Source organism: Mesorhizobium sp. M7A.T.Ca.US.000.02.2.1 (assembly GCF_003996995.1).
GTDB lineage: Bacteria > Pseudomonadota > Alphaproteobacteria > Rhizobiales > Rhizobiaceae > Mesorhizobium.
This window is the reverse complement of sequence record NZ_RZTT01000151.1, coordinates 1-12,747: the sequence shown is the minus strand read 5'-3', so window position 1 is coordinate 12,747 and position 12,747 is coordinate 1. Positions and strand designations below refer to the sequence as shown.

At 62.3% G+C, this 12,747-nt stretch carries 14 protein-coding genes; 1 reads left to right on the top strand and 13 read right to left on the bottom strand.

The annotated features are described in order from the left end of the window. The 12 genes from EOD15_RS16135 to rpsF form a co-directional block, all read right to left on the bottom strand. Positions 1 to 620, bottom strand: a 620-nt coding sequence (locus EOD15_RS16135; RefSeq protein ID WP_127408629.1) for an ATPase domain-containing protein, incomplete at its 3' end; no start/stop codon positions are given. Then, complete coding sequence (locus tag EOD15_RS16130) at positions 620 to 1,225, bottom strand: hypothetical protein (RefSeq protein WP_127322963.1); 606 nt, start codon at positions 1,223 to 1,225, stop codon at positions 620 to 622. The genes EOD15_RS16135 and EOD15_RS16130, both read right to left, overlap by 1 nt. A 21-nt stretch (positions 1,226 to 1,246) precedes the next feature. Further along, a complete protein-coding gene (locus EOD15_RS16125) occupies positions 1,247 to 2,737 on the bottom strand; it encodes a replicative DNA helicase (RefSeq protein WP_126068580.1) in 1,491 nt (496 codons plus the stop codon). Positions 2,738 to 2,963: 226 nt separating this feature from the next. Continuing rightward, positions 2,964 to 4,193, bottom strand: a complete 1,230-nt coding sequence (locus EOD15_RS16120; protein ID WP_127322257.1) for an RNA polymerase sigma factor — start codon at positions 4,191 to 4,193, stop codon at positions 2,964 to 2,966. Then, complete coding sequence (locus EOD15_RS16115) at positions 4,190 to 4,555, bottom strand: YciI family protein (protein WP_027037981.1); 366 nt, start codon at positions 4,553 to 4,555, stop codon at positions 4,190 to 4,192. The genes EOD15_RS16120 and EOD15_RS16115 overlap by 4 nt, the downstream gene beginning before the upstream one ends. 46 nt (positions 4,556 to 4,601) lie before the next feature. Continuing rightward, complete coding sequence (locus EOD15_RS16110) at positions 4,602 to 5,315, bottom strand: DUF1428 domain-containing protein (protein ID WP_127322258.1); 714 nt, start codon at positions 5,313 to 5,315, stop codon at positions 4,602 to 4,604. A gap of 140 nt (positions 5,316 to 5,455) precedes the next feature. Continuing rightward, positions 5,456 to 6,427: a small ribosomal subunit Rsm22 family protein gene (locus tag EOD15_RS16105; protein WP_127322259.1), complete on the bottom strand. Its 972-nt coding sequence runs from the start codon at positions 6,425 to 6,427 to the stop codon at positions 5,456 to 5,458. Between the two features lies 1 nt (position 6,428). Then, entirely contained in the window at positions 6,429 to 6,752 is a 324-nt protein-coding gene (locus EOD15_RS16100) for a YnfA family protein (protein WP_127322260.1), read from the bottom strand. Between the two features lie 69 nt (positions 6,753 to 6,821). Further along, positions 6,822 to 8,126, bottom strand: coding sequence for a cyclopropane-fatty-acyl-phospholipid synthase family protein (locus EOD15_RS16095; protein WP_127408628.1), 1,305 nt, complete (start codon positions 8,124 to 8,126; stop codon positions 6,822 to 6,824). 299 nt (positions 8,127 to 8,425) lie between these two features. Next, the gene (gene rplI, locus EOD15_RS16090; protein ID WP_013532521.1) at positions 8,426 to 9,010 is read right to left on the bottom strand and encodes a 50S ribosomal protein L9; all 585 of its coding nucleotides are present in this window, start codon (positions 9,008 to 9,010) and stop codon (positions 8,426 to 8,428) included. 219 nt (positions 9,011 to 9,229) lie between these two features. After that, positions 9,230 to 9,478: a 30S ribosomal protein S18 gene (gene rpsR / locus EOD15_RS16085; RefSeq protein WP_127321279.1), complete on the bottom strand. Its 249-nt coding sequence runs from the start codon at positions 9,476 to 9,478 to the stop codon at positions 9,230 to 9,232. Beyond that, positions 9,478 to 9,978 (bottom strand): 30S ribosomal protein S6, encoded by a 501-nt coding sequence (gene rpsF / locus EOD15_RS16080; RefSeq protein WP_013532520.1) that lies wholly within the window; start codon positions 9,976 to 9,978, stop codon positions 9,478 to 9,480. The genes rpsR and rpsF overlap by 1 nt, the downstream gene beginning before the upstream one ends. Before the next feature lie 453 nt (positions 9,979 to 10,431). Here rpsF and EOD15_RS16075 point away from each other — a divergent pair, with 453 nt between their 5' ends. Then, positions 10,432 to 12,090, top strand: a complete 1,659-nt coding sequence (locus tag EOD15_RS16075) for a pilus assembly protein (RefSeq protein WP_127321280.1) — start codon at positions 10,432 to 10,434, stop codon at positions 12,088 to 12,090. A gap of 41 nt (positions 12,091 to 12,131) precedes the next feature. Here EOD15_RS16075 and EOD15_RS16070 read toward each other — a convergent pair. Continuing rightward, a partial coding sequence (locus EOD15_RS16070) for a sulfatase-like hydrolase/transferase (protein ID WP_148129562.1) occupies positions 12,132 to 12,747 on the bottom strand: 616 nt, incomplete at its 5' end.

Here is a 12,747-nt window from a genome sequence, read left to right as displayed (position 1 = left end):
TTCGCGTAGCGGATCATCGCCTGGGCGGCGGCGCGCACCTGGGTAACGGTGCCCGGCGCCGAATCGGCAAGGTCGGTCCACAGCGTCTGGATCGAATCCAGGATGACGAGATCAGGCCGCTTGCCGTCGGCGATCGTCGCCAGGATGTCCTCGACATTGGTCTCGGCGGCAAGTTCCACCGGAGAGGAGGCGACGCCAAGCCGCTGCGCCCGCAGCCTGATCTGCGCGACCGCCTCTTCGCCCGAGACATAGACGATGCGGTGTCCTTTTGACGCCAGTGCCGCGGCCGCCTGGGTGAGCAGGGTCGACTTGCCGATGCCTGGGTCGCCGCCGACCAGCAGCGCCGAGCCGCGCACGAAACCACCGCCGGTGGCGCGATCGAGTTCGCCGATGCCTGAGATGATGCGTGGCGCGTCCTCGATATCGCCGGACAGCGTGGTCAGCACCACCGCGCGTCCCTTGCGGGCGTTGCGCGTGTTGGCTGGTCCTGAGCCGATGCCGCCGGACGTGCCTTCCTCGACCAGCGTGTTCCACTCGCCGCAGGCATCGCATTTGCCGGCCCAGCGCTGATGCACCGATCCGCAACTCTGGCAGATGAATTGGACCCGGGATTTGGCCATCAGTTTATCGGTTCCAAGAGGTATTTCTGGCGATCCGAATAAATTGGCAAAGCCTCTTTGATAGCGTCGAAATGCATGCGGCGCTGTCCGTTGTTCACGGCCCAATTGTCGTATGCCGACCGACACGCGTGGATGAACAAGCCGACCGCCAAATCGTTGTCTCGCTTGACTTCTTCGTGCAGCGTTTCCAGCAGTCGCCTAAGTCCTAGGGAGAGGCGGTGGTCCTGAAGCCGATGCATGACAAGGAATGCACACCCGATCGCAGCGACAGACGTGTCATGCTGAGACTCCACGTACCAACGTTCCAAAAGGCCAAGCAGATCATCAATGTCGGAGGTCTTGCCCAGCTTCCAAATGCGGTAGAGGCCGGTAACTGCCGCGCTGCGGGTATAGTCTTCGACATGCTTGGCAAGGAATTTCCTCACCAATTCAATGTTCCCGGGCGTCGGTTCGCTTGAATAGCAGAACACCAGCAAACCGGCATGCGATTGAGGACGAGAAATTGACCCGGCTGATTTCAAATAATCAGTGAGTTGCGCGCGTTCTTCCTCGGAGATTTCGTACTCTTCAAATTTCATCCTCTGATAGATATTGCTAAAGTCCAATCGGTTGCTCCGCGACCATGCCTACTCGAACCTTTCCGGCAGATGATGCTCCTCGGCGAGGTCGGAGAAGCGGGTGAACTCGCCCTGGAAGGCAAGGCTGACGGTGCCGGTCGGTCCGTGGCGCTGCTTGGCGATGATCACTTCGGCCTTGCCCTGGACCTCGACCATCTTCGTCTCCCAGGCGAGATGCTCGGGCGTGCCTTTCTCCGGCTCCTTGTTCTTGATGTAATATTCCTCGCGGTACACGAACAGCACCACGTCGGCATCCTGCTCGATCGAACCCGATTCGCGCAGGTCGGACAGCTGAGGATGTTTGTCGTCGCGGCTTTCGACCTGACGCGAGAGCTGTGAGAGGGCGATGATCGGCACGCCCAGCTCCTTGCCGAGCGCCTTCAGCCCGGTGGTGATCTCGGTGATTTCCTGGACGCGGTTCTGCGATGCCTTGGCGGACGAACCCTGCATCAGCTGGATATAGTCGATAACCATCAGATCCAGCCCGCGCTGGCGCTTGAGGCGGCGCGCGCGAGCCGCGAGCTGGGCAATGGAAATACCACCCGTCTGGTCGATGTAGAGTGGGCGTTTGTGGTTCTCCTGTGTGTAGGCGACGAGCTTGCCGAAATCGGCCTCGGTCAGGTCGCCACGCCTGATTTTCGACGATGGGATCTCGGTCTGCTCGGAGATGATGCGGGTGGCCAGCTGCTCCGACGACATTTCGAGCGAGAAGAAGCCGACGACGCCGCCATTGGCCGCCTTAACCGAGCCGTCGGCCTGTTGGGCGGGCTCATAGGCGGCCGCGATGTTGTAGGCGATGTTGGTTGCCAGCGACGTCTTGCCCATGCCTGGGCGGCCGGCGATGATGATCAAATCCGACGGCTGCAGCCCGCCCATACGATGATCAAGATCGCGCAGGCCGGTGGCAATGCCGGACAGGTGGCCATCGCGCATATAGGCCGCGCTGGCCATGTCCACGGCATTCTTCAACGCATCGGAAAAGCTTTCGAAACCGCCGTCGTAGCGGCCGTTTTCGGCCAGCTCGAACAGCCGCCGCTCGGCATCCTCGATCTGTTCGCCGGGCGCCATGTCGACGGGCGCGTCATAGGCGATGTTGACCATGTCCTCGCCGACCGTGATCAGCGCGCGGCGCGTCGCAAGATCGTAGATGGCACGGCCATAGTCGGTGGCGTTGACGACGGTCACAGCCTCGACCGCCAGCCGCACGACATATTGCGCCATCGTCATGTCGCCGACCTTCTCGTCGGCGGGCAGGAAGGTTTTCAGCGTGATCGGCGTCGCGACCTTGCCCATACGGATGAACTCGGACGCCACCTCGAAGATCTTGCGGTGCAGCGGCTCGTAGAAATGGCTGGCCTTGAGGAAGTCCGAGACGCGATAGAAGGCGTCGTTGTTGACGAGGATGGCGCCGAGCAGCGCTTGCTCGGCCTCGATGTTGTTGGGCGCTTCACGATAAAGCGGTGTTTCCGCCACGCCGAATTTTCGCGCTGCTTCTGCCATGATATCCCCGATTTCGATCCCGGCCTTTCGATATCAGAACGTGACAAGTCCATGCTGACTTATCTGCACCAGTGCCTGTCCAATCAGCTTTGATACCCGCGATTCACAGCCGAGTTTTTTCGGTGGAAAGAATCACAATTGACTCGAATCGAAAGAACGATTGTAGCGCATCTATAGGGAGAACAAAACGAGAAAACAAGAATGGTGCCCTGTGCAGCCATCCCGCTCAAAGCTGACCGAGTCGCCCCTCGATGAACCGGCGTTCCGCCGGTTGCCGGGTCAACTCGATCGCCCGCCGGTAGGAAATCCTTGCCGCTTCGGTCAAGCCAAGCCTGCGCTGCATGTCTGCTCGCGCCGCGTGCGCCAGATGGTAGCCGTCCAGCCCGCCTTGTGCCATGACCGCCTCGATTTCCGCCAGTCCGGCCTGCGGGCCGTCGCGCATGCCTATAGCCGCGGCGCGGTTGAGTGCCACGACCGGTGAGGGGTCGACGCGGCCGAGCACATCGTAAAGCGCGACGATCTGTACCCAGTCGGTCTCCGCCGTGCCTGCCGCCTCGGCGTGGACGGAAGCAATGGCCGCCTGCAGGATATACGGTCCGATGCGGCGCGAGGCGATCGCCCGACCGATCAGGCCGTCGGCCTCGGCGATCAGCGAACGGTCCCACAGCGTGCGGTCCTGATCCTCCAGCAGGATAAGGTCGCCGCTAGCATTGACCCGCGTCGCGCGCCGCGCCTCGTGCAGCAGCATCAGGGCAAGCAGCCCTTGCGCCTCCGGCTGGTCGAGCAGTTCGACCATCAGCCGGCCGAGCCGGATCGCCTCGGCGCACAGATCGGCCCGCGTCAGGTTCGGCCCCTCGGTTGCCGCGTAACCCTCGTTGAAGATCAGGTAGATCACCTGCAGCGCACTCTCGAGACGCGCCGGCAGGTCGTCGCGGTCGGGCACCTCGTAAGGGATCGCCTCGTCCCGGATCTTCGCCTTGGCCCGCACGATGCGTTGCGCAATGGTCGGTGCAGGCGTCAGATAGGCGCGGGCGATCTCTTCGGTGGTCAAACCACCCACTTCGCGCAGGGTCAGGGCGATGCGTGCATCCGGCGCCAGCGCCGGATGGCAGCAGACGAAGATGAGCCGCAATTCATCGTCCTGGATGTCTTCCAGCATGGCTGGTTCCGGCGTCGGCTCGGCCAAAGCCGTGAGCTCGGGAAGGGCCCCGGCCAGCCGCGCTTCCCGGCGCCAGCGGTCGATGGTCCTGAAGCGGCCGGCCGAGACCAGCCAGGAATAGGGGTTGGCCGGCACACCCTGGCGCGGCCATTGCTCGGCGGCAGCAGTGAAGGCCTCATGCAAGGCCTCCTCCGCCGCGTCGAAACCGCCGAGCAGGCGGATCAAGGTCGCCAGCACGCGCCGCGCCTCGGTGCGGTAGGCCGCCTCCAGGGCATCGCGGGGGCTGGTGGTGCTCACAGGACCGGCGGCGGCTGGCTGAAGTCGACGACCGGGCGAACTTCGACAAAGCCGATCGTTGCCAGTGGATGGCCGCTCGCCACTCGCACCGCCTCGTTGAGATCGCGGGCCTCGATGACGATGATGCCGCCCAGGATCTCCTTGGTCTCCATGAACGGGCCGTCGACGGTCGACATCTTGCCGTCGCGGACCTGCACGGTCATTGCCTCCTCGGGCAGCACCAGGGCCTCGGCGGTTACGAAGTGGCCGCTGGCTTTGAGCACCTCGTCATATCCGGAGCACTCGGCCAGCACGGCATTGGCCTCCGGGCTGCCGCCGAACAATGTTTTGGGGTGGTAATAGATGAGACAGGCGTAACGCATGGTGGGTTTCCTTTTCCAGGATTGTCGAAAACTAGGGTTCTTGGGATCAGGCGTCGAGGATCGGCGCAAAGCCGCCATGGACCCGGCGCTGGTTGTCGTAGGGCATGGTGTCGGCATACATGCGCGGATCGGCAATCACCTTTTTCCAGGCGTCATCGCGCACCTGCTTCGACGGCCATTCGACCCAGGCATAGACGACGACCTCGTCGCCCGTCGCTTTTACGGCGCCACGGTAATCGGTGATCTTGCCGTCGGGAACATCGTCGCCCCACGCTTCGACGACGCGGATTGCGCCGTGCTCTTTGATCACCGCGGCCTGCTTCGCCGCCACGGCAAGGTATGCTTGCTTGTTGGCGGCCGGCACCGGCACCAGCGAGCCATCGATATAGCCCGTCTTGCCGGTCGTGTTCTGGTCGATGAAGGGCGTGAAGCCACCGATGATCATGCGCTTGCCGTCAAAGGGCATGGAAGCGCCGATCTCCGCCATGCGCGGGTCGCTCATCATCGTCTGATAGGCCGCGTCCGCCGCCGCCTTGTCCGCGTATTCGTGCCATGAAAAGGTGATGACTTCATCCGGCTTTGCCTTCACGGCTCCCTTGAAGTCGGTGATCTTGCCGCCGGGCACGTCGTCGCCCCATCCTTCGACCATGCGGGTGGTGCCGAACTCCTTCAGCACCGATGCCACCTCGGCGACATGCCTGCGGTAAGCTTCCTTGTTGGCGGCGGGCACCGCGGCGACAAATCCTGCGATATAGCTCATTGCGTTTCTCCTATTGGCTGATGCCGTTGACACTCTTGGCGTCTCGAAAGGTCCGAGAACGCCAATGGTCGAACGGCACGGCCTGGATTCGACATCGCTTCGAAATTTTTCTTCGAGGCGGTCGCAAACGCTGCTGCTGTCTATTCGGAAGCCAGCCTGTCGCCCCAGTCCAGCCGCCGGGCCAGCTTGAAGTCGGCGCCGTCGCGCTTGGTGAACAAGCGCTCGGCGGCGGTGCCGTCGTCCCGGCAAAGTTTGAGCAGAACCTTGCCGGAACCGGATTTCGGCGGCGCAAGAACCCGCGCCTGGTGCGATGTGAGTCCGTCGCGAGAAGCCGCGAAATAGATGAATTTCTCATCTTCCCACGGCACGTCGGCGTCCTTGGCCAGCCGGTGCAGGCGCGAGCGGGCGACGCGGCGGGAAAAGTGGCACCAGTCGGGCGCGGTGAGCGGGCAGGGCGCCTGATGCGGGCAAGGCGCAAGCACATGCGCGCCCGCCTCGATCAACTGCCGGCGCACGGCAAGGATGCGCTGCCAGCCGGCGGGGGTGCCCGGCTCGACCACAAGCAGCGTGTCGGCGGTGAGTTGCCAGAGGCGGTCGATGAGCTTCGGCAGTGATGCGGGAGCGATTTCGTCGAGCACATAGGCGCACGTGACCAGATCGGCCGGCTCGATGTCGGCAAGGTCGATGGTGGCATCACCGGCCAGCCATCTGGTCTGGGCGGCAATTGTGTCGCCGGCAAGCGTCTCGCCGACCTTGCGCACCGCGGCACTGGCTTCGAACAACACTGCCTGTTCGAGATCGGGCCACTGGTCGGTCGTGGCCCAAAGCACCGTGCCAGGGCCGGCGCCGACATCGAGCAGGCTCCTGGGTTGAAAGCCGGGCTTTGCGTCGCTCAGCGCGTCGAGGCTGGCGCGGATCGCGGCATAGGTCGCCGGCAGCCGCGTCGCCAGATAGGCTTTCACTGCCAGATCCTCGGCCATGTGCAAACGGCCGTCACGCAACTCGGCACGATAACGGTCGGACAGCGTTTTTGCCGCTTGCTTGAGTACCGCAAGAGGAACGTTTTCGAGCAGGCGCTCGACACCTTGGCGAAGGGAGGCCGGCAACTCCATCTCACGCGCCCCGCGGGACGAGAAGGATCACCGAAGCGCCGGCAATGCAGAGCGCGGCACCGGCAAGATCCCAGCGGTCGGGGCGAACGCCCTCCACCAGCCACAGCCAGCCAAGCGACGCCGCGATGTAGATGCCGCCATAGGCGGCGTAGGCGCGGCCGGCGGCTGACATGTCCACCAGCGCCAGCAGGAAGCCGAACAGGGCAAGCGAGGCGAGGCCGGGAAGAAGCCACAGCGGCGACTTATCCAGCCGCCACCAGGCCCAGAACGAAAAGCAGCCGGCGATCTCGGCCAGAGCGGCGGCGGCATAGAGGACGTAGGTCATGAAAAAAAGGTCCCGCGACAGTCACGGGACCTTTTTCAGTGCAGGCGCCGGCAATGGCAAGCGGCAATGCTATTCCTGGTCGGCAACCTTGCGGCGGCGAGCCGGCTTGGCGGCCGGGCTCTTTTTGACGGGAGCCGTTTCACGATGCCCCATGTCGCGCATCTCAAGCGCTTTTTCGCATTTGGCCATGTAGTCGCGTGTCATCGGCAGCGTGTCGTTCTTCTTGGCGATCTGGATCTGGAAGATCACCAGGTCCTGCCAGCGGAAGGCGGCTTCCGAGGCCGCCAGGTAGAATTCCCACATGCGGCAGAAACGCTCGTCATAGATCGCCTTGGCCTTGTCGCGATTGGCGGCGAAGCGCACGCCCCAGTGCTTCAGCGTATCGGCATAGTGGAGCCGCAGGATCTCGACGTCGGTGACGACCAGGCCCGACTTTTCGATCGCCGGCATGACTTCCGAGAGCGAAGGGATATAGCCGCCCGGGAAGATGTATTTGCGGATGAAGGCGCTGGTCGCCCACGGTACGCCGGAACGGCCGATCGTGTGCAACAGCATCACGCCATCGGGCTTGAGCAGCGTCGCGCTCTTGTCGAAGAAGGTGCGGTAGTGGTTGACGCCGACATGCTCGAACATGCCGACCGAGACGATGCGGTCGAAACGCTCGTTGAGTTCGCGGTAGTCCTTCAGCTCGAAATGCACACGGCTTTCCAGCCCTTGCGCGTGCGCCCGGTCGGTGGCTACGCCATGCTGCTCGGTCGACAGCGTCACGCCCTGCACGTCGACCTCGAACGCCTTGGCGAGGTAGAGGCCAAGCCCGCCCCAGCCGGAGCCGATGTCGAGCACGGTCTGGCCGGCCTTCAGCCGGAGCTTGGCGGCGATGTGGCGTTTCTTGGCGGCCTGCGCTTCGTCGAGCGTCATGTCCGGCTGCTCGAAATAGGCGCAGGAATATTGCATGTCCTCGTCGAGGAAGAGCCGGTAGAGGTCGCCCGACAAATCGTAGTGTCGCTGCACGTTGCGCCGCGAGCGCGAGGCGGTGTTGATCTGCTGCAGCCGGCGGAAGGCGTGGCGCAAGCCTTCGATGGCCTTCGACCAGGTGGCGTCGATGCCGCCGCTGCCCATGTTCTGGAAGGCGATGCGCATCACGCCCAGCACGCCGCCTTCGAGAATGTCGAGTTCGCCGTCCATGTAGGCTTCAGGCACCGCCAACATCGGATCGAAGGTGATGGCGCGCTCGGCATGCGCGGTCTTGATGTGCATGTGCACCGGTTCGCCGCTGCCGTCGCCGAAAACCACAGCCGAGCCCTTGGGACCGGTCACCTTGAGATTGCCGGTACGCACCAGGCGGTCGAGAACGCGCTTCAACAGGATATTCATGACCAAATGTCCCCTCTCGGCCAGACAGGCTGCCTTGGCGCGTGACCGCGAAAATCAGTGTCGATTTCCCCGAAGATCTTGCGCCGAACCAAGTTGCACAGCGTGCTTTGCGCGGCCAAAGGACGCGCGACGCCATAGTCTGCAACAATATATAGGGGTTCGAAAAGTTCCATTTGGCACAAAAATGCCCGGGCGAGGGGCCCGGGCATTGGTCCAGCATGGCTGGATGACGGCAAAGTGATCGGAGCTTGGCGTTAAGTCGTGATCAGCCCACGGTCCAATCGTCTTGCGATGTGTGATCAGGCGTTGTCTTCGTCGCCCTCGAACTCGGTGTTCGGATCGAAGAAGTTCTCCGGCCGGGCATTGTCGTTGATGTCGTCGCCATAGATGGCTTCGGCGGTGGTCAGTGTCTCGCCCTTGGCTTGGCGCTCGGCTTCGTCGGCCGTGCGAGCGATGTTGAGCGTGACGGTGACCTCGACTTCCGGATGCAGCGCGATCGCCACATTGGTGACACCGATGGTCTTGATCGGCTGGTTGAGCAGGATCTGGTTGCGATTGATCGAGAAACCTTCCGCCGTCAGCAGATCGGCGATGTCGCGGGTCGAAACGGAACCGTAAAGCTGTCCGGTTTCGCCGGCGGAGCGAACGGCGATGAAGCTCTTGCCGTCGAGCTTTTCGGCGACCTGGGCTGCTTCCGACTTGCGCTCGAGGTTACGGGCTTCGAGTTGGGCGCGCTGGCCTTCGAACTTCTTCTTGTTGGCTTCGTTGGCGCGCAGCGCCTTACCCTGCGGCAGCAGGAAGTTACGGGCGAAGCCGTCCTTGACCTTGACGGTATCGCCCATCTGGCCGAGACGGGAAACGCGTTCGAGAAGAATGACGTCCATGGTTTTGTTCCTTCGGTTGGGCGCCAATCGATCGATGAGATCGACGCTGAATGTCTTGGGAACAGGTCAGGAAGCTTGAGCGCCTTTGGCGCTGGTGTCGCTGTCCTGCCTGTTGCGGCAGTTAGAGGTTTTGACCTCAACCCGGGATTTGATGTTCGGCCCTGCGGCGCCCGTCGCCGTGGGAGAAGAGCGGGCGGCGAACCGCCCGCATTTGAGATATTAGCGAACCACGTAGGGCAGCAGGCCGAGGAAGCGGGCGCGCTTGATCGCCTTGGCGAGTTCGCGCTGCTTCTTCTGGCTGACGGCGGTGATGCGCGACGGCACGATCTTGCCGCGCTCAGAAATGTAGCGCTGCAGCAGACGCACGTCCTTGTAGTTGATCTTGGGCGCGTTGGCGCCGGAGAACGGGCAGGTCTTGCGGCGGCGATGGAACGGGCGCCGGGTCGGGATCTGATTGATGTCGACCATTATTCTGCACCCCCTTCAAAGCCTTCGCGCGGACGGCGCGGACCACGATCGGCACCGGCGTCGCCGAACGAGCGCGGCGGACGATCGCCACGGTCGCCGCGATCACGATCGCCGAACGAACGCGGACCACGATCGCCACGGTCACGGTCGCCGAAGCCGCCGCGTTCCGAGCGCTCTTCGCGCTTCTGCATCATGGCCGACGGGCCTTCCTCATGCGCCTCGACCTTGATGGTCAGGAAACGCAGCACGTCCTCGGACAGGCCCATCTGGCGCTCCATCTCGTTGAGCGCGGCCGCCGGGCAATTCAGGTCCATCAGCGTGTAGTAAGCCTTCCGGTTCTTGTTGACCCGGTAGGTGAGGGACTTCAGTCCCCAGTTCTCGACCCGGCCGACGGACCCGCCATTAGCGGAGATGACACCCTTGTACTGTTCGACAAGCGCATCGACCTGCTGCTGCGAGAGGTCCTGCCGGGCAAGAAACACATGTTCGTAAAGAGCCATTATGTCCTATGCCTTTCTTCGTTTCTCTCCCGGTTCCCGGCGGCAAAAGCCTCTGCAACTTCTCTGACCCGCAAACCCTCGAAGGGGCAGGGGGAAGAAAGGAGCATGACGAGACGGTCGAGAGCGGAGACACGGGAGGCGGAAGCACTTCCGGCTTCACACGAAGGTTCTGAAAAACCTCCGGCCCTCCGTTCAGCCCCCAGCAAGGACCGGCAGATTGCGGGCGTCTATACAGCAATCCGGCCGCAAAGCAAGCGCAAGCGGCATTTCCGTGTGTCATAGCCGATGATCGGGGAGCAGCAACGGTCGGAGTTGTGGTTTCCGGCAACCACGTCTTAACCACACCAGCAGGTTGTGTGGAGTTGAAGCCTGGCCATCAACGGTCTATTCATCATGGAAGGCGCAAAAGCCCGGACAACCGCGCAAAAGCGGCAAGCATTTCCGGGGGTAAGGATGCTTTTCAACAAATTCTGGCGCTCGAAGAGCGGCAATTTCACGCTTGTGCTGGGACTGGGTTTGCCGGTCATCCTGACGGCAGTCGCTTTCGCAACCGATGTCTCGACCCTTATGCGGGCCAAGAGCAATCTGCAGAACGCTCTCGATTCGGCAAACCTTGCGTCTTCGCACCTTGGCGATCTCGACATCACCCGCAATGACGCTTTCAACCGCTATTTCCAGGCCAACATCGTCGGTCATGGCGAGCTCGGCAATGCGCAGGCGACGTTGACTGTCGATAAGGGCGTCAACTTCGTCAAGACAAAGGCGATTGCCTCGGCGGACGTCAATCTCAACTTCGCCTTCCTGTTCGGCGACAGCAAGCACATCGTGGTCGATGCCTCGGCGGTCGAATCGAACAACCAGCTCGAAGTGGTGCTGGTACTGGACAACACCGGCTCGATGGCCGGCGCGCGCATGACGGCGCTGAGGACGGCGACAAAATCGTTGCTCGACACGCTCGAAGCGGCGAAATCGCCGACGCGCAAGATCCGCGCCTCGCTGGTTCCATTCGTAACCGCCGTCAACGTCAATGGCGACGGCTTCGACCCGTCCTGGATCGACATGGACGGCAAGTCCTCAACCAACGGCGTCAATTTTCCCGTCATCGACGGCAAGCGGCCGAACCACATGGCGCTTTTCAAACAGCTCAAGAAGACCGGATGGACCGATGCCGGATGGAATGGCACCGGATGGAAGGGTTGTGTCGAGGCGCGGCCAGGCGCTTACAATATCTCCGACACGCCACCCGACACGGCCAAGCCCGACACGCTGTTCGTGCCGTACTTTGCACCGGACGATCCCGAAGACGCCCAAAAGCCGTCTGGCTCCTATGGCAATTCGGATAAATACTACAACAACTCCTATCTCAACGATGTCAGCGACAAAACCAGGCTTGCCCAGTCGGGCATCAACATCCTGGGCATCGATCTCAGCAACCTGCTCGGCAATCTCATCGAACTTCTGTCGCCCGATGACAGGGCTGCCAGGGAAAAGATTGCCAAATATGTTGCGCCCGCCAAGGAACTCATCACCGAGATCGGCTCTCCCATCACTATCGGTCCGAACCGTGCGTGTCCGACCCCGGTGGTCCCCCTGACCGACGATTTCGACAAGCTGCGCAAGGCTGCCAGTCAGATGACCGAGTGGAACGGTTCGGACACCAACGTCTCCGAGGGCCTGTCATGGGGTATGCGGGTGCTGTCGCCCGCCGCGCCCTACACCGATGGGGCGCCGTGGAAGACGCCCGGCATCAGCAAGATCGTGCTGTTGCTCACCGACGGCGAGAACGTCGTCTATGGCGCCAGCCAACAGCCGAGGAAATCTGACTACACATCATATGGTTATCTGGCCGGCGGCCGTTTCGGATCAGATAACCAGACGACCGCTGCACGCAATGTCGACGGCTGGACCAAAAGCGTCTGCACGCAATTGAAGAACGAGGGCGTGCAAATCTACACCATGGTGCTGCAATCCGACACCGCAGCCAACCGCGCGCTTTACAGCGCCTGCGCTTCTGATCCGAGCGGCTATTATGCAGATAACGATCCGACCAAATTGCCGGACGTTTTCCAGCAGATCGCCAACAAGTTCTCGAAGCTGCAATTGACGAACTGAACGCGCGATCCGACACAGACGAGCCTGAGGGATCGTTGGGCTCAACTCGTATGGGCGACAACTTTGTCCTTGTCGACCGTTTCGGGGAAGAAGTCAGGCGCTGCCTGACGCTTGCCGAACATCATATCGTACTGCAGCAGGCGGAAATCGCGGATCGCCGGGTCGATCTCCTTCTGCCGCGCCCAATCGGGGGTGGCTTCGCCAGCCGGCGTCAGCAGAAGATTGCGGTCGACGACACGGTAGCGTTCGCTCATCTCGCCCAGGAAGCCGGTGTAGTAGGGATGGCTGATTCCGGCCGTTTTCAGGATATGATAGGGCAGGAAGGCTGGGCTGACGGCACCCATCTGCTCAGCCGGCCCGGTGCGGTTTGACCAGATGACCAGCGGCGTCTCGTGATGCTCGAGAGCAGCCTCGGGCGACGCTTCCTTGCGCGGCGCGACATTGTCCTTGAGGAAGCCGGTTTCGACATAGACCGGCCCCAGCGGCGGCAGATGGTCGCCGAAGAAGGCGATTACGGTGGGGCGGGAGCGTTTCTTGGCCCATTCGACGAGGCGTTCGAGGCCGCGATCGGCATCGGCTGAGCCCTCGGCGTAGCTGAGTAGCGATTCGCGCGCCCACTGGCTGATCGGCGCCTGCACCCTATGCGTGGGATTGTAA

Bases quoted from the DNA above. Each gene is read 5' to 3' on its own strand.
- EOD15_RS16100 (WP_127322260.1), bottom strand. From the start codon at position 6,752: ATGACCTACGTCCTCTATGCCGCCGCCGCTCTGGCCGAGATCGCCGGC.
- rpsR (WP_127321279.1), bottom strand. From the start codon at position 9,478: ATGGTCGACATCAATCAGATCCCGACCCGGCGCCCGTTCCATCGCCGC.
- EOD15_RS16095 (WP_127408628.1), bottom strand. From the start codon at position 8,126: ATGAATATCCTGTTGAAGCGCGTTCTCGACCGCCTGGTGCGTACCGGC.
- rpsF (WP_013532520.1), bottom strand. From the start codon at position 9,978: ATGGCTCTTTACGAACATGTGTTTCTTGCCCGGCAGGACCTCTCGCAG.
- EOD15_RS16075 (WP_127321280.1), top strand. From the start codon at position 10,432: ATGCTTTTCAACAAATTCTGGCGCTCGAAGAGCGGCAATTTCACGCTT.
- EOD15_RS16105 (WP_127322259.1), bottom strand. From the start codon at position 6,427: ATGGAGTTGCCGGCCTCCCTTCGCCAAGGTGTCGAGCGCCTGCTCGAA.
- EOD15_RS16125 (WP_126068580.1), bottom strand. From the start codon at position 2,737: ATGGCAGAAGCAGCGCGAAAATTCGGCGTGGCGGAAACACCGCTTTAT.
- rplI (WP_013532521.1), bottom strand. From the start codon at position 9,010: ATGGACGTCATTCTTCTCGAACGCGTTTCCCGTCTCGGCCAGATGGGC.
- EOD15_RS16115 (WP_027037981.1), bottom strand. From the start codon at position 4,555: ATGCGTTACGCCTGTCTCATCTATTACCACCCCAAAACATTGTTCGGC.
- EOD15_RS16110 (WP_127322258.1), bottom strand. From the start codon at position 5,315: ATGAGCTATATCGCAGGATTTGTCGCCGCGGTGCCCGCCGCCAACAAG.